Origin of the sequence: Dickeya poaceiphila (genome assembly GCF_007858975.2) — a bacterium.
Classification (GTDB): Bacteria; Pseudomonadota; Gammaproteobacteria; order Enterobacterales; family Enterobacteriaceae; genus Dickeya; species Dickeya poaceiphila.
The window spans coordinates 3,187,859-3,205,612 of record NZ_CP042220.2; the positions used below are offsets into that span (position 1 = coordinate 3,187,859).

Consider the following 17,754-nt stretch of genomic DNA (forward strand, 5'->3'; position numbering starts at 1 on the left):
TATTCAAAATGACTACATGAACAGATTCGATCAGAACGATCGAATCTCTCCGTTATACAAAACCCAGTGAAGCGTATTTAATGACTCTGTTTGTATTCGATTCGAATACAAACAGAGTCAACACCAGGGAAACTTTATAATATGAAGGCGAATCTGACTTCCGTTATGGCTGAATTGGCGGTCATGGCATTCAACGCAACAGACATGAATGTGGCTCCGGATAATGACGGCAAGACGGGGCCTTTCTCAGTCAGATTTCGACCATCAACAAAATTATTTATCGAAAAACAATCAGCGCTGCTCGGTATATCTGGCTCGGAGCTGGTCAACATGATTGTCGAAGGGGCCATCAGGGAAATAACCATGCCGTTTGAAAGCATGGTGACCAGCGTGTATGAACGGTTTGTTTTACTGATGCGCGCTCATGATGTTGGGATTGTCCAGACTGCTGACCTGCTAAAACCGTTTAATATCAAGCTGAGCATCCTGGAAGACCGGCAACGCACGCTCGATTATCTGACCATAGATGTATTGCACTACCTGTCAGAACAGTTCTGTGTGAGTTTTGACTGGCTAACGGGCAAAAGTGATGTCATTACCGATAGTGAATCACAGGACCATTACCCTGCAATCTATGTAGATAACATGCTTGCAAATAAGGGGCCAGCCCCCAGGGTAGTATTCATCAAAAGTAACAAGGGCGACACTGCCATATGGATATTAAAAAAAACACACTGCAATAATGTCATAAAGCCATTTTCAATATCAGGAGTATCAGCGCAAAGTGAGCTACAAGCATTTTTCCGATTCCTGGAAAAAAATGGCATTCTAAAAACCACCATATTAAACATTACACAGACAGAAATGGAGAAATTAAAAACCGGAAAGATACTTCCGATACTTCTGTACAAAAAATGGCTCCCGTATTTTACCGAGAATCAGCCAGATGAATACGAATCAAATGATAACAACATGTCTGAATCAATCAAAGAAATGGCAATCAACATTGTCATGAAAAGAAAAAGTACCTTATTAAATTTTTGAACCTGTTATTTAGCACCAGGGCCTTTATTTATCACACGTCACTTTTTAATAAAAAAGGAAATATCTGTCATGCAAAAAAAATACATTACTCATGCCATCATTGCAGCACTGGCTACCCTTCCCGTCGCTGCAATGGCCGCGGGTACCTGGTCTGATGCACGTAACGACGCCATGGGTGGTACTGGCGTAGCATCTTCGCACTACAGTTCGGCAGCCTTGGTTAATCCCGCGTTACTGACCAAATTTAACAGCCATGACCATGTCAGCCTGATTCTGCCATCGCTCGGCGCAACGGTGTCCAACCCAGATAGGATTGAAGACAAATTCGACGCAGTGAAGAACAGTTGGGACGTCTACAAACACGCGACTGCGTTCAACACTAATACCACAGCGTCTGCTCAGAACTTGAAGAACGCGTTTCAGGACATTTCAGGAAAAGGCGGCTCAGCTGACGCTGCAGTTTCTACTGCGATTGCCGTTCCTAATACCACGCTGCCGTTCGCCTTTACCGCCAAGGCCTGGGGGGTGGCCAGCGCCAAAGCGACAGTGACGGATAACGATCTGGCTTACCTGGATTCTGTGATTGCCGGCAGAACACCGACGACGGAGGATCTGAACTCACTGACCTCCCGCGCAGATGGCGTCGGTGCCATTGTTACCGAATACGGCATTTCAGCGGCGAAGTCTCTCACGCTGGCCGGGAAAACCGTCTCAGTCGGTATGACGCCCAAACTGCAGCAGGTCTACCTCTACAACTACAACGTCGGCATCAATAACTACAGCTCGTCAGACTTTCGCAATGGGGAATTCAAGAATAGCCAGTCAGGTGCCAACGTCGATGTGGGTGTTGCGATGGATTTAACCCCCAACTGGACTGTCGGCCTGGTTGGCCAGAACCTGGTGGCACGGAGTATCGACAGCAAGGAAGTAAACGGCATCAAGCGTACGTTTGAAATCCGTCCTCAAGCGACCGTCGGTACTGCCTGGACAAACGGCACGGTGACGCTGGCCACCGACGTTGACCTGACACCAGCCAGTGGTTTTTCCGGCGAGAAGAAAAACCAGTATGCCGGCTTTGGAGCAGAACTGAATGCCTGGGACTGGGCGCAACTGCGCGCAGGCTACCGTGCCAACCTGAAAGACAGCGACAAAAGCTTGATTACCGCTGGTGTCGGCCTGTCGCCGTTTAAACTGGTACACCTTGATTTAACTGGCATGGTTGGTACCAGCAGCAATACCTATGGTGCGGCGGCAAAATTATCGTTTACCTTCTAATTCAATTCATAAAGCGCGATGGGAGCTGATTCCCATCGCAATTATGGGAATACTGACATGACAATTTTAACGAAAGAGAAATTGGAAGAAGTAGCATCATGGGCAGAATTATCTCGTAGTAAGAACGTTACTATCTCTGCTCATGTGGTCGGAAATATCGCTCGCCGTCTTCTTGCGGCAGAAGCTCAGCTTACACTGGCAGCGCTTCCCATCATCACGGATAAACCGTTCATGTACGCGATCCGTGAACCGGATGGTTCAGCATACATGGATGAGTACTGCGTGGATCTGAATAGAGAGCACATTGAAGGGGTGGCCGCTAGCTTAAACGAAACAATACCCACAGAAGCCCCTAACAAATACTCAGTGGTTGCGCTCTATGCAGCTCCATCAGCGGTGCCGGATGAAGTTACGCCGGATTATTGGGTTTATGACACAAAGTTCGGATTGGATATATCACGAGAAAAGCCAGCCGATGCTGAAAACACCGAACCGTATTTCCCGGTTTTTAAAAAGATGCTCGCTGCCATTTCCGCCCATCAACCTGAAAATACCGAGAAGTCACCGGAATCAGATGAGGGCGCTAGCGATGACTGACGCCACCGGAATGACAAAAGAATATGCCCTAGCCCGCATTATTGAACTTAACGATTTCCAAAGAATGATCGGGCTTTCCGGTCACCCGGGGCAAGGTCAGTTTGTTGTTACCGGACCTAATTTTCTTGGAGACGACATGCGTGTTGGATACTGCGTCCAGGTTCGCAAGAAAGTTGGTCAATTTGGATCTGACATGGTTTTCCTGCGCCATGCCAACGGCTCCCTCACTGTCCATGAAAATCAGTGTTATTGCGCAATGAATGCCGAACAGGAGACGCTGGCTCGTTCTTTCTTTGAGGTTTTGCCAGAAGACGAAGAGTACGAACAAGGTTATAGCGATTGCCAGAAAGTTCATGAAATTGGATTTGTTATAGAACATTCACAATCTCGCGGAGCACCTGATGCGCCCTTTGCAATAACAATTACAAACGGCGACGCACGCCATGAGGACTGGATAATATGACTACCAAACCGATTAGCAAAGTGGTTGCGACGATCCGTTCTGATATCGAAAAAACACACAAGACTGCATTATTCACAATCGTTTCAATTAAAGACTTGTCAATGTTGCTCGACTATATATCAGACCTTGAACAACTCCAACTAACTGATAAGGCGGTCATAACTGATAGCGAGCGCCAACTCCGATTATTTACCATATGCAGCCAGTAACAAAAATCAGCATTAAGGATATATAAAATGAAAAATATCATTGCTTCATTCATTATCATGATGACAGCATATAACGCCAATGCCACCACTACCCCAAAAGACACTGCTCCGGGAAAAAATGGGATGGTTGTATCAGTAGAAATATTAATTTTTTCCGAGTGTGGAAATCACCTTGTAAACTGGAAGGCTGCAACCACCGCAGGGCAACCACTTATCTATCAAATCAGTGACAACAAAGGTGAAATTAATTTCTATACAACAACCACTCAAAAGACCAACGACGACGTAGTTATTAGCTATAAATTAAAGGTAACCGATAAAAAGGGTAAAAAATGGGATAATGCAGGAGAGCTTCATTTAACACCCAACAAAAAATTACGCACGGAAACGTTCAATTATAGTGATATTAATTATAGTGATGTTTTTTGTGAGAATGGGCTTCCTCTCTTTAACGCAAAAGTGATAGCCGAACAAAAATAATTTAAAAAACATCAAAGATGGATAATCAAAACTGATATAAGTCACCTAGGGTTTTTTATGAATTTATTAGACGAAAAATTCAAAAAAGTAAAACAGGCCATTCATCAATTCGAGTCTGAGCAAAGCAGGTTCAACTCAAAAGTGGATACAATAAAATCCGAATTCGAACAGGCTCTAAGCGCAGCGCAAGTTAACATTCAAAAAGCGAAGATTGAATACGAATTAACGTGTATTAAGTCGTGGGGAGGAGTCTATCGCGCTCCTCCAGAAGAGGATGAGCACTGGTACTGGAAGGACATCTATGTTGAATGGCCGCAGGGAACTCAGCCAGACCTGGCGATGCTTATTCATCCACCATACAGAGGGTTTTGCCGATATGTCCTCATGCGTTTTGCGATGGATTGCGGCCTGGCGTGCAATTTGAGCCAATGGGATGGAAGCAGATATCATCTGGACTTTGTTTGCCTGCGTCATCCTCCATCTCGCTACCAGTTACACCTATTACCATCCGTGTTACACGGCATTTCTGTATTTTCAAAGGTAATGGCGTGTGACCGAGATGGATATGCTCGTTTAGAATTAACTAGCTGTATGAGAAAGATCATATTCCAAGATATGAGATTTGAGTTACTCGCCGAATATATTGAGTTGTTAGTCTCCCCAGAAACAGGAGAAAGCAAGGTTACGCTGGAAATAGAGTCATGCATCTATTCTGTGGTATCAGATATCAATCATTGGAATGGAAAAAAACGCATAACATTAAAATTCCCTAATGTGAGGGAAGCGTATCTGCATTTAATCGCGGTTAAGTATCGCTCGTGGAAATTCTATAGAAAAATTTATGAGGGGTCATAAAATGGATGATTTATTTATTTTTGTCTTATTCATTTCTCTAATTTCCCTTTTGTCTCATGTATTTCACATCGGAGATGACTTTGAAAAACCGCCATCAACGAAGGAATTAAATGAAATCCTTGACAATACAGACCAGAATGCATGTGCAAGGGAAAAACTGTCTAAATATTTTAGTTGTGAAGAAAACTGTAAACCGTTATCAAAATCAGAGATGGAATATACTTTATCGATATGTAAGATAGAGGAAGAGAGTAAAAAGAAAGAAGAGGAAAATAGAAAACTATTCGAAATGCAACGTTCGGCAATAAACAAGCATAACGAGGAAGGAAAATGAAAACGCTGTCCACGATAGTTAAGTGGTTCGCCAAACAGTTCATTCTCCTCATGTCTTTATTCAGCCTGTACCATGGATTGAATAATTACGTCAACAGGCCAAAAATCGACCTTTTGGGTGGGTTGGGTGGGGACCCTATGTATTTTTTTGCAGACCCACCAGAAATGTCGACGTTCATGTTTATTTTTATAGGGATCTTCGGTATTTACTTTTGGTTTAAATATTTAAGGTAAAAACATGTGTGATGAAAAAAAGCAGGTATATCGAAAAAATCCAAAAACTACTCTATTTGGCCAGACGTAGCACCAACGAGTACGAAGCGGCGAATGCAATCAATCATCAGGCTGTAAGCGGCACAGCACAGGGCCGAATTCCCAAATAATTCGTATCAGATACGATTAGTGATTAGCGGGTAGATATGCGCATATCAAAAAACCAGAGCGATATTCTATTCCTATTGTACGGAATAGAGCAACAACGGGGGAAAAACATACCAATACCAGTGATGGCACTGTTTGATATGGTACAACAAAACCGCAACCAAACATTACATGCAAACCACTTTAGGACATCATGCCATAAATTGCATGAACATGGCCTTATAGCCCAGTTCAGAAATAAAAGCCTTAACCTGGCATACACATTGACAGACCAAGGACGGGATATCGCACTTGAAATTTATACAGATAGAGTAATTAATCAATAGGCAGGAAGTATGTTGCACGAGGCAATTACCGGTAAAAAACATGTGAAGGTGACGCTGAACGTCACGGACTGCGAAAGCAGCAACGGTATTGAGTATGAGAGAGTGGACTTTTACACATGTAATAATCTCGATGCTGCTGCGCTGGAAGACGCGATATCGAATATCTCCGGCTGTCGTGAGATGTATCATTTTCTGTATGATAGCGGTTTTGGTAAGGGATGTTTTATCACGATCTGCGGGTGTCCGGAGTCGGGTGAGTATGACGTCGAACTGGCATGAGGCGATCCAACCGCCGCGTGACCGTTATCATCGGACCTGGACCGAATGCTGAATCAGCGTGAGCAGCAAGAGCGGTAGATAGGTTTAACGTTTAACAGGATCTGCATCATCATCAAAGGGGCCGGAAGCCCTTTAAATATCTCACATGCCGATCATCATCAACTTATCACTGATTTTCTGTGCGCCAGGCACAAGATCCGAACGCCGAAAAGCACGCTCAATCTCTTTGCCATCAGCTCCAGTCCACGCACACAGCAAATCGCCTGATGGCATGAACTGCTTTACCGTCATTGTAGAATCATCGTCTTTAAGGCAGACAGGCATACCAACGTAAAATGATGTATTCATAATCTTTAACTCCAATCGTGTGCCGAGCATTGGCACGGACAGCAGATTGGCATCACGCGCGAAAGGAAGCACAACTTCCCTACCCAAAAAATTTGAGGGGCAAAAAAACCCTCAAGTGCCTGCGTAATGCCGATATCCACAGCATCAGTCCATTGGATCGATAAATTTTGCATCAGAATTGACGCCAAAGATGGCGTCCAGTTCATACCGGTCTTGTTCTTCTTTATCACTATCTAGAGAACAAATGACGCTCTTGTCATCGTCAACACTAACGACAGTCATTGGTTGCTGATCCGACTTACGAAAAACCTGATCACCCTTGCTATATGGATTTGCCATCTTAAAATCCCTGTTTGCCAATAATAGAGACATCTAGGCCTCAAGTGCATGGTTACATCACTGTGCAACATGGACAAACAAAGATGATGTGATGGAAGCCACAAAAACAACATATTGTAAGAGATAACACCCCTGCCCCGTGGCTGGCGTGAGCATAGTTGTATGGGAATTCCCCCCGTATTACTGGACGGGGAGGTCGTCGTTCAATATATTGGCTGTCATTGTCAATTGCTAAAAGGATGGGATAGGAACGATGTTACATGCATTGTTCGTTGCAGCCCTATTTTATTTTTTCCTCGAAAAATACACGACTATCAACCCAGTCGATTTTACGCTGGGAGCAGTAATGATGGTCGCGCCTTATTTTCTTTTCGTCGGCATAAAAATTATTATTGATGAATGGCGAGAGGACGGTGCCAGTAATATCCAAAAAAAAATAGCGCCATAAGGCGCTATTCATGCAAATCACTATCAAGCAGCCACACGCAATTCCGTTACCTCCCTGACTTCCCGTTCGTTTGATTTTGCCACATCAAACTGCGTCCTCACCCACTCGATGGCGTCGGCCACCACTTCGTGGTAGTCGTAACTGGGTATGTTATCCAGGTTGTCAACGTCGACATCGGCCAGGAACGACTCCATCTCGATACCATTATTGTAAAATACCGTTGCCTGTACACAGGCCGGTGTAACGATACCTTCCGCCACCTTATCGATATACTGCACAAGATAGTCGGGGTCGAACTCGCATATATCTATCTCCGATAATTTCTGCGGTCGGCACATTACATCAATGTGGCCAATCGAGAGCTGAAACCGCCGAATACGTCGTTCGTCAAAGCTGCAGCGGTGAAAGAACCGGTTGAGCTGGTGATAACAATGCCTGCTGATGTCCGCCAGTTTTTCCCCCAGATGTGTCATAAACGCAATCCAGTGTGAAACAGTTTTTGCAAACAGTCCCCGCGGGATCTGCTGTGCCGGACTCACATCCATCTGCCCTGTCATAGCCAGATAATCTTCATCCGTCAGTTGCAGCAGCGCCTGGTAGTCCGGACAAATCAGCGTCATGAACCGCCCACTGTTCTGCCGGTGCATATACGGTAACAGTGAATAGTTCTGCTCCCGCTCGCTCAGTGCCTGCAATCCCTGGATCCAGAGCGACAGATAACGCCGACTACGCTCACAACGTGCTTCGTTTCCAGGCTTTTGAGCCAGCTCAGTCAGCGTCGCTTCCATCACTGGCAACAATCGCTCCTGGGTGAATATCAGGCTGGCGTTAACATACCCTTCCAGCCCATCACCAAGATTCCAGTCCAGTTCATCACTCTCCAGCTCCAGACCGATGGCCCGAAATTGCTGGATAATGTACATATCAATCAGTTCCATAACATGCTCCGTCAATGAAAAAGCCAGAGCATTCCCGCCAGGAATGCCCTGACGGGTTAGAAAAAATCAGTTAAACGTTACGCTGCTTCGCCTTTTGCGGGAGCCGTCGGCACGACATCGTGACGAATGCCTTCATCCCGGGCCAGTTTGTAACGCCACAGTCCCAGATGGTACATCGGCGTTACCAGGTGACGACTGAACTCCTGGCTTAACGAATTACCAATAACCACCACGGCCGGTAATCCCAGCAGGGATAACTGTACGTAGGTCATCATGGCCGCTACCGGATCGAGGTCGACACAGTGTGCGAACATTTGCGTCTGCGGGTTTAAACCTTCATCCCGCATAGCCTGGTACATGCCGATGATCATCGCCCCGCCACCACAGGCGGGATCAGACACCGTCACGTACTCGCGTTCGCCGCTACGCAGCGCTTCAGCCATCGGTACCATCTGTATTTTGCCCATCATGTAACTGACAGAATACGGGGTAAAATACTGCCCTATCCGACTGCTGCTCAGTTCCAGCTCCATGAATATGCTGCCAAGAAAATCACAGACCTCATACTCCAGGCCCATAGTCAGGATCCCCATCAGCTCCGCCAGTCTGGACGCATCCTCTTTTGAGTAGCGTTTGACCCGGCGCATATAGTCCGCCTCCAGCTCTTCATTTTTGAAAATGCTGTTGTACAACGAGATAGCCGCCATATGCACAAAGTCACTGAACACCTGCCAGCGGTTTTCATAGGGCGATATACGTTTAAACAACGCAACAAACTGGCTGCGATAAGGATTACGACCAGAGCCTGATGTTGCAGCTGATGGCAACTCGACTACGTTATCTGCCGGATCATCACCATCATCATCGGGATCATCATTGGCTGCATCAGGTACCGGTTCAACAGCAGAAAGCGTCGGTGCAGACAAAGGCGTCATTGCATCATCAGGTAAAGACAATTGCCGTTCGGTCTGCCGCCGGTATACCGTCAGCGCAGTCGGGCACACTTCAGCCAGAGCCAGGACATCATGCGCCAGTGTCAGTAATGCACGAGTCAGCGTCGAACGACGTGGCCACCGATACAACTCCGCCAGTGCACTGATAGCCTGCCCAGGCGAATTGCCCGCCTTCAGATGCCCGATCACCTCACTTTCACACACCAGTGAGGTATCAGCGAATGACTGGTCAAAATACTGCCCGGTCAGAAACGCTGCCAGTTCCTGCCAGCGCTCTACCGCCAGAGAACGAGGGTCACGTAGCAGATAGCGTTGTACACGGCTGGCTAACATGCCGGCACGAAAGAGCACGGATTCATCCTGCCGTAGCCGACTCGTCAGAGCAGGCATAAATGACAATGACGATCTGAACCCTGACAAACGGCAGCGAGCCAACAGAAACGCCGTCGCAAGCTCTTTTACCAGCTCCCAGACCACATCATCCGGAATATTCAGCCGATGTTCGTGCCCGCTTGATGCAACCAGCAAAGGCAGCAGCGCCTGGTAAAAACCCACGTCGGTATCAAACTGTGTAACAGGTGGTATTTCGATACGATCCGGGCCTGGTAAATAACAGGCCGGTTCGGATGTCATATCCTCCCGGAACACAATCGGCACCTCAGCCATCGACAGCATCTGTTCCAACAGCGGTAATTCTGCTCGCCATGGTTTGATGTCCGGTCCGAGATAGGCTGCCGGCAGTCCTTCACACTGCGCCACATTGGCCACTTTCATCAGTGAAAGTGTGGGACGAAAACGCACTATCGTCGTCGGCCTAGCACTGTCGATCAGTCGCCCGCCAACCGCACGCAGTTCGTCACCAGTCAGCCACCGATTAGACGGCAGCATGTTGTCCCGGGTGGCCTGCCAGAGCAGCAGAATGTTGATGCCGGAGAACATCTCCCCCGTCACGGCGTGCTCGGGGATCCCCGACGCAGGAAGTGGTGTATCAAAATGCCAGGGGATCATTCCACGTTTCATCAATGCCAGCAGTCTGTTATTGATAAAGTGAAAAATTTGTTGATGTGAAAAATGTGCCATGCTCAACCTCTCACGCAGCAGGAGAGAGGTATCCCCCGGAGGAGATACGCTCTCCCCGGGGGACGGTGTGGTAATTATTGTGCAGACGGCGTCTGCGGATGGAACAGACCAGTGGCAAAGCTCACCAGTCCCTGGACGTTGGCATAAAACTGATGGGCTTTTCCGGTCAGATAAGTCACATCAATTATACCAAAATGCCAGGCGGCCAGTGCGCCGGTAACCACGGTGGTCACTGCCAGTGTGCTCAGCCAGCGAAGACGACGGCGGCGCAGTTCAGCACGTTTGAGCTCAACCTGTTGGAACAGGAACAACCCCAGTGTCTGCAGCTCGGTGAAACGCTCAAACTCGGCATCACGCAACTGTTCACAGGCCTGGTCATACTGTGCCAGTTCCTGCGGGAACTCCGCCTTCAGGAAATCGCGATAACTCTCGTTTCGCAAAGAGCGATAGTGTTGATCGAATTGCGTTTGCAGCCATTTCTGAAACCGGGTGCGTGTCTCACTGACGATTGACGGCTCGGTTACTAAAGTCTGCAGGTTGTGATTAGTCATCTCGGTCATGGATAAGTCCTTTGTTTATTAAGATATAAAACGGCGGACTTATCCTGACGGATAAGTCCGCCAGGCGGTGGATATAACGTTAACTGCCCATCAGAATCGACAACTCACTGCCGTTATAGTGGAGCCGAAGTGGCTGCCATAATGGCGTGAGACTGTCAGCACTGCCGGGTGGCTCGCTGTATATCCCGAATGACGCATCAGTAACACCAGGTTTCAGTGCTGCCCAGGCGTGACATGATGCAATGAGTAGTGACTGAAAACGCTCGCCTTCACGCTGCGGATCAGCCGGAAATGTAACGACACGGTGCCAGACGTCATCGTCAATGACGATAGCCGGCACACGAGGTACCAGGTTCATAGCAAACAGCTCCAAATCGTATCGGAGCTGCCGGCATGATACGCGGGAGCCCCGGTATCATGGGAAAAGTAACAAAAGAAAACGATGACGCTAGGCGACATTGAGCACGCGATGGCGTTGGCCAAGCACACGCTGCAACATCTGATTTGCCATATCGACGGCTTCGTTTTCATCCTTGAGCTTTTTATCGCCCCACATCTGATCGGGCGACTCATCGCCGAAATAGATCAGTTCGACGCCAGGCTGAAAATGGTTCAGTGCATCACGTATCACGACAGGCCGACCACAGGCCGCCGCATTATCGCTCAGTAACCATTTCCCGCTGTAAACGGTATGGAATACCACGTTCTGCCGCTCACGATGGTTGTAATGCGTTGTCAGCAGCAGTTTCAACACGTACAACAATGACATCATTAACCAGCACACGCCTTTCCAGACCATGATGGCCAGTCTCAGAAGCATAGATATCTCCTCGGTTTAGCCCGTCAGAGAAACCACTTGTACACCATATACAGCAGACCAAACGCGAGTGAGCAAACCAGTTTTACCACGGTCATCATGCCCAGCAGTTTGAGTAACGATGAACGGTCACGTTCATAACACTCATCGCGAATAATTTGCCGAACAAGCCTTTTCTGCTCGTTTGTCAGTGAGTCTGCTGTGTCACCAGACTCAGATACTGAGAATGTAAAGGGCATCTGATACAGGGCTCCGCAAAGCGGGAACCTCGTTATCGGGAAAAGATCCCCGCGGGGTCAAAGGAAGGGGAAATCCAAATAGATTTCCCCGGTAACGGTAAATTACAGAGTGAAACGGTAGCGGTAAAACGCCATGTGCCTGGCCATTATACTGGCTTCTGCCAGTGCACGCCGTGCACTACGGAACTCTCCTACCGAATCGAAGAATTCAGCGGCACGAGTACCGACCCGGCGCTCCACATTTGCAACATACATCCCGTTACGACGTGAAATCACAGGGCGGAAACTCAGTTGCCCTGTCCGGTTTGTAAACCACTCCTGTTCGTGATCAGCAGATTTATTACGCAGTACGTTCATCAGCTTACGCAACAGTGAAATTATCATTGAAGTCTCTCCATTAAAAAAAGCGGAGAAAACTTCGCCACGATCGGGGAGGTTTTCCCCGCGGTGGGTTAAGAAAATATCATGCTATCGTTGAGCTATCTGGTTCATACAACCAGCTCAAGCGATGTTGTCAAAAATACGCATCAGTTCGCATAGAACATCCTCATACAGTCAATAAAGCCTGTCGAGGACGCATTACCCGTATCGGATAATATCCCGACAGGGTGAGTAAGAAAAAACAGAAAGGTTGGGTGGACATGACCTTGAATGCGTTAGCATCCGCTGTTCTCAAAGGTTAAACAGCATTACCACCATTTCTGGCGATCACCTTTCAGGTCACATAACTCGCTCAGCAGAGGGTTATGCAGATGATCTTTCATGTGATTACCCGAAGGCGCCCTTCTCAAATCACCAGGGCATTGGCTGTTGTCGAAAGACAACGATTAGCCTAATCACTATACATCGACAAAAAGACAGACATCAAGCACTGTTATCAACAAGCTAAGGACTTAGTTGCCCCGGTTTCCATGTACTGCCATACTTCACCAAAATTTTCGGCTACAGTTGGCTGAGATAATGTGCGGTTTGCCTCGTGATTACCGAGAGCACTCCACATCATAGCCCTACCAAAAGACAGGCAGCAAGTGCTACTGAAAAAAACACGCTCATCCCGAATATCACAAAACAATACACCCCCGGTAATCAAACTCACCGTTTTTTGTCGTGGATAAAGCGACAGCTTAAAACTACTCCACGATACTCTGCCCTGCAGGAATATCCTGAACATGCGTATTACCCGGAATAAATACCACATCATCATTATTCATCCTGGTCAACTTTACTGTATACACGATTAACGTAATAGCCTCGTCCGTCACCGTGACCTAAATCCATTGACACCATTGCCTGAGCCTCTTCCTCACTCAGTCCCCTCTGTTGATGAAATACCAGCGCTTCCTGCGCATAAGCATATCTCAAACTATGTGGAGCATACTTCCCTACTAAACCAGCTTCTCTGACTACCGTTCTATAACGGTCTATTGATGAGTGCAGGTTTGGTTTGTCTATCAGTCGACCATTATTTTCACTGGCAAAGCGAATAGCTGAATTAATAACAGGCAATAATTTATCTCTATTAATAATTGTCGTTTCCCTGGGACGCCCCCCTTTTGTTCCAAATATCACCTTTACCCGCTCACTGTTGTTGATTATCGCTGTTCGCCATGTTGTCAATGATTTAACCGACTGAACTGCCTCTTCTGTTCTCAATCCTAATAAGCGAGACAGCTGCAACGTTAATCCAACACCACTGTCCGTTTCTGAAACCTTAGATAAAACAGACTCAAATACATTTTCAGGAATGGCGACTTTCGTACCATCTCTGTTCGCCCCGGATATGCCTAGCGATGCATTATTCAATGCATCGTGTTCAGGATCAGCCATAATGGTTTTCCCCGCGACTCTGAGCACTCCTCGAATAGCGGACATCTCATTTTGAAGTGTACGCAATGAAATGCCTTCTTCGCGTCGACTCTTTATGTATTGCTGGATGTGACGGACTTTCAAATTGTTTGCATCACGAATCTGTATATTCAGTGATATCAACCTGGACGCAACGCGATCAGCAATTTTCATGCGATCAGCGACAGTTTTAAAACTACCGCCACCTTGCTTTGCCAGTGATACCAGTTGACGACTTAATTTACTCATTCCCCCTCCTCAACCCAATCCGCTGACGATACCTACATTTCGTCTGCGTGAACGAAATGTAGGTATCGTCAGTGGCACGCCACCAACGATTTACGATTTGAATGTTCACCCCGACGGCACGGTTAAGATGCGCTTCCTGCGTCTCGACAAGTATCTGTGCATCGGGGTGGCGAATAAGTTGAGTTCTTGCGAAGCACCCCGGGGATTTCACCCGTTCGCGGCTTATGCCGGGCTGACTCGTTAGTGAATCAGACTGCTTCCACACGTCAGTGTTAGTGACGTCGCCATCGATACTGTGTCGATTTTTCTCCTCATGCTTAAAAGATCATCGTTGACGCGGTTATTGCGTTACATACGACGTTGATGTTGAAAAAGTGAACACTTCAAAGCGCATTTACGATATGAAAAACGTCAAAACGAAGTTCACTACGTGTTGGTCAGATGGAACAACTTTCATTGAAGCGGCGCTACGTGCGGTTCAGCACGTTGTGCGCTACGCGCGTCACTTGGTTTTCGTTTCACTCAACACAAGTGACGCGCGCTCGTGTTCCCAATGCGTTCTCCCGGAAGATGCCAAATGTTCCAAATGGCATATCCTGGAGCGCAAAGGTCTCAACGAGTCGTTGCATATAATGAAATCAATGAATTAACTTCATTCTCTGACGTGAGCAGCAAAACGCTCAAAGCGTACGTTTTTGCTGTTGTGATGTGAAATGAACCCTAAATGCCGTTACGCACTTGCCGTTTTCAAGGGATAAACGACTTTGCCACCTTGCAGCACCGCCTTTCAGGCTAAACAGTTCGCTCGTAATAAGGTCTGTTCATGCGGTTTTGTGATCACCCGAAGGCGCCCCTCTCAGATCACCAGGGCATTGGCAGTCACATATTAGTGACGGTACAACGGATGCATGGTAGATCAACTCAGCGATCCAGATCAATGCCACAAACAGCCTGCACAGACAAAACGTAGGGTAATTTGAGTTATACACATACCCACCGGCAAAGTCGGCTCGACACTCGCCGACCGCTCCCGCATCTGCTCCCCCCTTGTTGGGGGGGAGACAGATGCTGGCTTTTTTGCCCGTGGATATGTGCATAACTAATGAAATTATTGACAATTACTAATAAGATAACAACACACAGTAAAATGAATTAATTCGGGAAAGACACTTATGTATAACATAGCTGAAAAAACAGAAGACGAACGGAATAAAATAAATGTCGATTTAGCCGCGTCAGGCGTTGCATACCGCGAGCGCCTGAATATACCTGTCATCCCCAAAGATATTGAAGAAAAGCAGCCAGAGTATTTAAAGACCTATTTTAGAGAGCGACTAGAGCATTATCGTCAAGTCAGTAAAACCCTACCAAAAGCTGATTCTCCAGAGTATGCTTCAATGCGAGATGATGTGCCCCCATCTAAATAACTCACACTTTTAAAGCATCACTCACTTATAACAGACCAGACAAATCATCCCTGTGATGCAAATCATCATTGGGATGATATTGGTCAAACATAAACCATTTAATTATAATTTTGTCATTTTAAATTCTTCGCGATCAAGGCTAACCGTATCAATTTTTACTACATGCCCATGCATCTCTTGGTATCTTTTGACAGCAGATGTAACTTCCGCTACATCCTTCTCATTCATTTTCATACCCAGATATACTCGGTTCAATTGATCTTTTCGAAAAGGATATGCGCCTTGTTTATTTTCCCTGAAACATCGCATTTCCTGTTCATATGACCAAGCCTCATCTTTTGTTAAAATAATATTTCGTGCAATTTCACCTGTAACAATTCCATCTTTATCGTATAGCCGAGGCCTCTTTTTGCTATATACAACATCCAATGGATAGATGACTTCATCATCCATACAACCTTTATCAAGACATTCAATAATGTAGTTACTAATAGCCGAATTAACCCGAAACTCAAGCACACACCCCTTATGATTGTCAGCATAATGAGCCCACAAAGGAAGAATAAAAGGCGACTTACTAAAACACGTCACGGCCCATTTCTTTGAGAACTCAGCGCGCATATCATCAATATTTATATTATTTAAGGTCGATTTCTTCTTTTTTCCATGAACATCAGGGAGAATGTTATGATGCCTAAGGATATATTTATAATGCTTACTAAGCCCCTCCTTGGGTACACAAGGGAAAACATCAAATGGATCATTGAAATTTAAAGGGTTGGTAAAAAAAAGGGTGCCATTATTAATAATTAACAATGCATCCTTTTTATTAACATACTTATAGAATGAAAAGCCTTTTATCATTTTATATATTTCTCACCTCTAACATACATCTGAGCCTGTTCTCCAAGGCTCAGAAACGATTAGCTACAGTGTGATCATATGGATAATTGGATCTTTCTGTTTACAGATCACCATACAGACTACGCAGTCCTGTCAGGGACTCGGCCAGCGCCCCTTTTTCTGCCCTAGCAGTCAGTTGGCCAACGAGTGACGCAAAGGCATTTGGCTGCAAAAACACACGCAGACCATCAAGGCCGAAAAATCCGTCTTCAGAGACGTTCCCTGGTGGCGAGAACATGACTCTATCCCCCTGATGCCCGTGTTTTAGAGCATTCGGGTATTTCGCATATAGCGTCAACACACCCAGGAGTTCTGAAAAATGCTCCCAGCCATACGGCACAACGAAATCCTGACCAGTGATGAGTAGATGAAGACGAGGCATCTCATACCATGTTCCAGGCCGCTGTCCAGCAGGTTGCCCATCGATACGAATATCCAGCCTCAGCGATCCAGCTTTAATGCTCTCCACCACAGCCGGTATGAGCGGACGGAGTTCCTGCACCAAGGCCTCCGCCTTGCTATCAGACCACCTCAGACCACGCAGAACCAGCGGAAACATCTGCTGTAAACGCGTTAGAGTGAAAATTTGGTTCAGCGCATCACTGGGAAACGTGGTGAGATCAAAACAACCACACGCCAAGGGACGAAGCAGGCATTCGGCATAGTCCTGGTCGATAACTGGTCGAAGATCCGTTAGGAAATGGGCGTATTCGGCAGGTAAATCCTCCCCAGTCAGCCTGAAAGTCCCTTGCAAGTAGTGCTGATCCACATCCATATCGTGTTCAGTCTGCCATATCAGCAGTTCGTGGGTAATCTCCAGCATCGTGCGCAACGCGGGCAGGCTCGCCAGACGGTTGCGACCAGTGAGATAACCCTCCCGAGCAAACGTCACCATGAATCGCAGTTCATCGCGTGATACTGGTACCACACCAAAACTCTGACCGAGGATCAGTCGACGATACAGTTGGCTGACAGTCGCATCAGGATCGGAAACCAGGCTCAGATAATTGTCACTGACCGTGGCAGTTTTCAGTCCATCATCAATGAAACGCTCCGCAAGCGCGTTAACGGATGTCTGTTCACTGGCTGCACGTTTTTTAAGAGCATCAATGAGTCGTTTGTGAAATCGCAAATTCAACTGGCTAAGCACGCCACCCCTCCATAATCATCACAATAGAATGCTATCATAGCAAAGGAATGATAGCACACCATAAGCAGCACATGATGAAAAAACGGGTCACAAAATCCACATTAATGTGACAGAGATAATAAATTATTCTCATATTTATCTCTAATAAAACCTTGATAAGTCTCAACCAAGGGCATAAACTCAAAAAGTTCTCATATAGTTCCCTTAATGATCTCG

Annotated in this window: 22 protein-coding genes; 11 read left to right on the forward strand and 11 right to left on the reverse strand. The window is 46.6% G+C overall.

Annotation, left to right across the window (positions count from 1 at the left end; genetic code table 11):
• The first annotated feature begins 141 nt into the window (after positions 1-141).
• The 9 genes from Dpoa569_RS14170 (at position 142) to Dpoa569_RS14210 (ending at position 6,242) form a co-directional block, all read left to right on the forward strand.
• Positions 142-1,044 (forward strand): hypothetical protein, encoded by a 903-nt coding sequence (locus tag Dpoa569_RS14170; protein WP_050569416.1) that lies wholly within the window; start codon positions 142-144, stop codon positions 1,042-1,044.
• A gap of 69 nt (positions 1,045-1,113) precedes the next feature.
• Positions 1,114-2,319 (forward strand): conjugal transfer protein TraF, encoded by a 1,206-nt coding sequence (locus tag Dpoa569_RS14175; protein ID WP_042869062.1) that lies wholly within the window; start codon positions 1,114-1,116, stop codon positions 2,317-2,319.
• 57 nt (positions 2,320-2,376) lie between these two features.
• A complete protein-coding gene (locus tag Dpoa569_RS14180; RefSeq protein WP_042869060.1) occupies positions 2,377-2,916 on the forward strand; it encodes a hypothetical protein in 540 nt (179 codons plus the stop codon).
• Positions 2,909-3,379, forward strand: a complete 471-nt coding sequence (locus tag Dpoa569_RS14185; protein ID WP_042873820.1) for a hypothetical protein — start codon at positions 2,909-2,911, stop codon at positions 3,377-3,379. Before Dpoa569_RS14180 ends, Dpoa569_RS14185 begins: the two co-directional genes overlap by 8 nt.
• Positions 3,380-3,615: 236 nt before the next feature.
• Positions 3,616-4,068 (forward strand): hypothetical protein, encoded by a 453-nt coding sequence (locus Dpoa569_RS14190; RefSeq protein ID WP_042869056.1) that lies wholly within the window; start codon positions 3,616-3,618, stop codon positions 4,066-4,068.
• Between the two features lie 57 nt (positions 4,069-4,125).
• The gene (locus tag Dpoa569_RS14195; protein ID WP_050569415.1) at positions 4,126-4,923 is read left to right on the forward strand and encodes a hypothetical protein; all 798 of its coding nucleotides are present in this window, start codon (positions 4,126-4,128) and stop codon (positions 4,921-4,923) included.
• 1 nt (position 4,924) lies between these two features.
• Positions 4,925-5,257, forward strand: a complete 333-nt coding sequence (locus tag Dpoa569_RS14200; protein ID WP_042869050.1) for a hypothetical protein — start codon at positions 4,925-4,927, stop codon at positions 5,255-5,257.
• 244 nt (positions 5,258-5,501) lie between these two features.
• Positions 5,502-5,639 (forward strand): DUF2786 domain-containing protein, encoded by a 138-nt coding sequence (locus Dpoa569_RS14205; RefSeq protein WP_128569688.1) that lies wholly within the window; start codon positions 5,502-5,504, stop codon positions 5,637-5,639.
• Positions 5,640-5,972: 333 nt separating this feature from the next.
• The gene (locus tag Dpoa569_RS14210) at positions 5,973-6,242 is read left to right on the forward strand and encodes a hypothetical protein (RefSeq protein WP_042869048.1); all 270 of its coding nucleotides are present in this window, start codon (positions 5,973-5,975) and stop codon (positions 6,240-6,242) included.
• A 141-nt stretch (positions 6,243-6,383) separates the two neighbouring features.
• Here the strand turns inward: Dpoa569_RS14210 and Dpoa569_RS14215 are convergent, their stop codons facing one another.
• Both Dpoa569_RS14215 and Dpoa569_RS14220 read right to left on the reverse strand, forming a co-directional pair.
• Positions 6,384-6,590, reverse strand: a complete 207-nt coding sequence (locus Dpoa569_RS14215) for a hypothetical protein (RefSeq protein ID WP_128569687.1) — start codon at positions 6,588-6,590, stop codon at positions 6,384-6,386.
• Positions 6,591-6,734: 144 nt separating this feature from the next.
• Positions 6,735-6,929 carry a hypothetical protein gene (locus Dpoa569_RS14220; RefSeq protein WP_042869047.1) on the reverse strand — a complete coding sequence of 65 codons (195 nt, stop codon included), beginning with the start codon at positions 6,927-6,929 and terminating at the stop codon, positions 6,735-6,737.
• A 253-nt stretch (positions 6,930-7,182) separates the two neighbouring features.
• On the opposite strand from Dpoa569_RS14220, the gene Dpoa569_RS14225 reads away from it, so the two are divergent.
• A complete protein-coding gene (locus tag Dpoa569_RS14225) occupies positions 7,183-7,377 on the forward strand; it encodes a hypothetical protein (RefSeq protein WP_042869046.1) in 195 nt (64 codons plus the stop codon).
• 23 nt (positions 7,378-7,400) lie between these two features.
• Here Dpoa569_RS14225 and Dpoa569_RS14230 read toward each other — a convergent pair whose 3' ends face one another.
• The 7 genes from Dpoa569_RS14230 to Dpoa569_RS14260 all read right to left on the reverse strand — a co-directional run bounded on the left by Dpoa569_RS14230 (position 7,401) and on the right by Dpoa569_RS14260 (position 14,058).
• Positions 7,401-8,315 (reverse strand): hypothetical protein, encoded by a 915-nt coding sequence (locus Dpoa569_RS14230; RefSeq protein WP_042869044.1) that lies wholly within the window; start codon positions 8,313-8,315, stop codon positions 7,401-7,403.
• A 77-nt stretch (positions 8,316-8,392) separates the two neighbouring features.
• Complete coding sequence (locus Dpoa569_RS14235; protein ID WP_050569414.1) at positions 8,393-10,348, reverse strand: ArdC-like ssDNA-binding domain-containing protein; 1,956 nt, start codon at positions 10,346-10,348, stop codon at positions 8,393-8,395.
• Positions 10,349-10,422: 74 nt separating this feature from the next.
• Complete coding sequence (locus tag Dpoa569_RS14240; protein WP_050569413.1) at positions 10,423-10,908, reverse strand: hypothetical protein; 486 nt, start codon at positions 10,906-10,908, stop codon at positions 10,423-10,425.
• A gap of 79 nt (positions 10,909-10,987) precedes the next feature.
• Entirely contained in the window at positions 10,988-11,266 is a 279-nt protein-coding gene (locus Dpoa569_RS14245) for a hypothetical protein (RefSeq protein WP_050569412.1), read from the reverse strand.
• A 90-nt stretch (positions 11,267-11,356) separates the two neighbouring features.
• Positions 11,357-11,728, reverse strand: a complete 372-nt coding sequence (locus Dpoa569_RS14250) for a glycosyltransferase (protein ID WP_038903546.1) — start codon at positions 11,726-11,728, stop codon at positions 11,357-11,359.
• 338 nt (positions 11,729-12,066) lie between these two features.
• Positions 12,067-12,348: a hypothetical protein gene (locus Dpoa569_RS14255; RefSeq protein WP_050569411.1), complete on the reverse strand. Its 282-nt coding sequence runs from the start codon at positions 12,346-12,348 to the stop codon at positions 12,067-12,069.
• Positions 12,349-13,167: 819 nt separating this feature from the next.
• Positions 13,168-14,058 (reverse strand): integrase domain-containing protein, encoded by an 891-nt coding sequence (locus tag Dpoa569_RS14260; protein ID WP_042869039.1) that lies wholly within the window; start codon positions 14,056-14,058, stop codon positions 13,168-13,170.
• Between the two features lie 1,172 nt (positions 14,059-15,230).
• On the opposite strand from Dpoa569_RS14260, the gene Dpoa569_RS14265 reads away from it, so the two are divergent.
• Positions 15,231-15,485 carry a DNA polymerase III subunit theta gene (locus tag Dpoa569_RS14265; protein ID WP_042869037.1) on the forward strand — a complete coding sequence of 85 codons (255 nt, stop codon included), beginning with the start codon at positions 15,231-15,233 and terminating at the stop codon, positions 15,483-15,485.
• Positions 15,486-15,587: 102 nt separating this feature from the next.
• On the opposite strand, the gene Dpoa569_RS14270 is transcribed toward Dpoa569_RS14265, so the two are convergent.
• Both Dpoa569_RS14270 and Dpoa569_RS14275 read right to left on the reverse strand, forming a co-directional pair.
• Positions 15,588-16,349 carry a DUF2971 domain-containing protein gene (locus tag Dpoa569_RS14270; protein WP_042869035.1) on the reverse strand — a complete coding sequence of 254 codons (762 nt, stop codon included), beginning with the start codon at positions 16,347-16,349 and terminating at the stop codon, positions 15,588-15,590.
• Positions 16,350-16,449: 100 nt separating this feature from the next.
• Complete coding sequence (locus Dpoa569_RS14275; protein ID WP_042869033.1) at positions 16,450-17,538, reverse strand: hypothetical protein; 1,089 nt, start codon at positions 17,536-17,538, stop codon at positions 16,450-16,452.
• Positions 17,539-17,754: the final 216 nt, after the last annotated feature.

What these genes read in the sequence shown, in the direction of transcription:
- Dpoa569_RS14170 (WP_050569416.1), top strand. Translation starts at nt 142, where the DNA reads ATGAAGGCGAATCTGACTTCCGTTATGGCTGAATTGGCGGTCATGGCA.
- Dpoa569_RS14175 (WP_042869062.1), top strand. Translation starts at nt 1,114, where the DNA reads ATGCAAAAAAAATACATTACTCATGCCATCATTGCAGCACTGGCTACC.
- Dpoa569_RS14180 (WP_042869060.1), top strand. Translation starts at nt 2,377, where the DNA reads ATGACAATTTTAACGAAAGAGAAATTGGAAGAAGTAGCATCATGGGCA.
- Dpoa569_RS14185 (WP_042873820.1), top strand. Translation starts at nt 2,909, where the DNA reads ATGACTGACGCCACCGGAATGACAAAAGAATATGCCCTAGCCCGCATT.
- Dpoa569_RS14190 (WP_042869056.1), top strand. Translation starts at nt 3,616, where the DNA reads ATGAAAAATATCATTGCTTCATTCATTATCATGATGACAGCATATAAC.
- Dpoa569_RS14195 (WP_050569415.1), top strand. Translation starts at nt 4,126, where the DNA reads ATGAATTTATTAGACGAAAAATTCAAAAAAGTAAAACAGGCCATTCAT.
- Dpoa569_RS14200 (WP_042869050.1), top strand. Translation starts at nt 4,925, where the DNA reads ATGGATGATTTATTTATTTTTGTCTTATTCATTTCTCTAATTTCCCTT.
- Dpoa569_RS14205 (WP_128569688.1), top strand. Translation starts at nt 5,502, where the DNA reads ATGAAAAAAAGCAGGTATATCGAAAAAATCCAAAAACTACTCTATTTG.
- Dpoa569_RS14210 (WP_042869048.1), top strand. Translation starts at nt 5,973, where the DNA reads ATGTTGCACGAGGCAATTACCGGTAAAAAACATGTGAAGGTGACGCTG.
- Dpoa569_RS14215 (WP_128569687.1), bottom strand. Translation starts at nt 6,590, where the DNA reads ATGAATACATCATTTTACGTTGGTATGCCTGTCTGCCTTAAAGACGAT.
- Dpoa569_RS14220 (WP_042869047.1), bottom strand. Translation starts at nt 6,929, where the DNA reads ATGGCAAATCCATATAGCAAGGGTGATCAGGTTTTTCGTAAGTCGGAT.
- Dpoa569_RS14225 (WP_042869046.1), top strand. Translation starts at nt 7,183, where the DNA reads ATGTTACATGCATTGTTCGTTGCAGCCCTATTTTATTTTTTCCTCGAA.
- Dpoa569_RS14230 (WP_042869044.1), bottom strand. Translation starts at nt 8,315, where the DNA reads ATGGAACTGATTGATATGTACATTATCCAGCAATTTCGGGCCATCGGT.
- Dpoa569_RS14235 (WP_050569414.1), bottom strand. Translation starts at nt 10,348, where the DNA reads ATGGCACATTTTTCACATCAACAAATTTTTCACTTTATCAATAACAGA.
- Dpoa569_RS14240 (WP_050569413.1), bottom strand. Translation starts at nt 10,908, where the DNA reads ATGACCGAGATGACTAATCACAACCTGCAGACTTTAGTAACCGAGCCG.
- Dpoa569_RS14245 (WP_050569412.1), bottom strand. Translation starts at nt 11,266, where the DNA reads ATGAACCTGGTACCTCGTGTGCCGGCTATCGTCATTGACGATGACGTC.
- Dpoa569_RS14250 (WP_038903546.1), bottom strand. Translation starts at nt 11,728, where the DNA reads ATGCTTCTGAGACTGGCCATCATGGTCTGGAAAGGCGTGTGCTGGTTA.
- Dpoa569_RS14255 (WP_050569411.1), bottom strand. Translation starts at nt 12,348, where the DNA reads ATGATAATTTCACTGTTGCGTAAGCTGATGAACGTACTGCGTAATAAA.
- Dpoa569_RS14260 (WP_042869039.1), bottom strand. Translation starts at nt 14,058, where the DNA reads ATGAGTAAATTAAGTCGTCAACTGGTATCACTGGCAAAGCAAGGTGGC.
- Dpoa569_RS14265 (WP_042869037.1), top strand. Translation starts at nt 15,231, where the DNA reads ATGTATAACATAGCTGAAAAAACAGAAGACGAACGGAATAAAATAAAT.
- Dpoa569_RS14270 (WP_042869035.1), bottom strand. Translation starts at nt 16,349, where the DNA reads ATGATAAAAGGCTTTTCATTCTATAAGTATGTTAATAAAAAGGATGCA.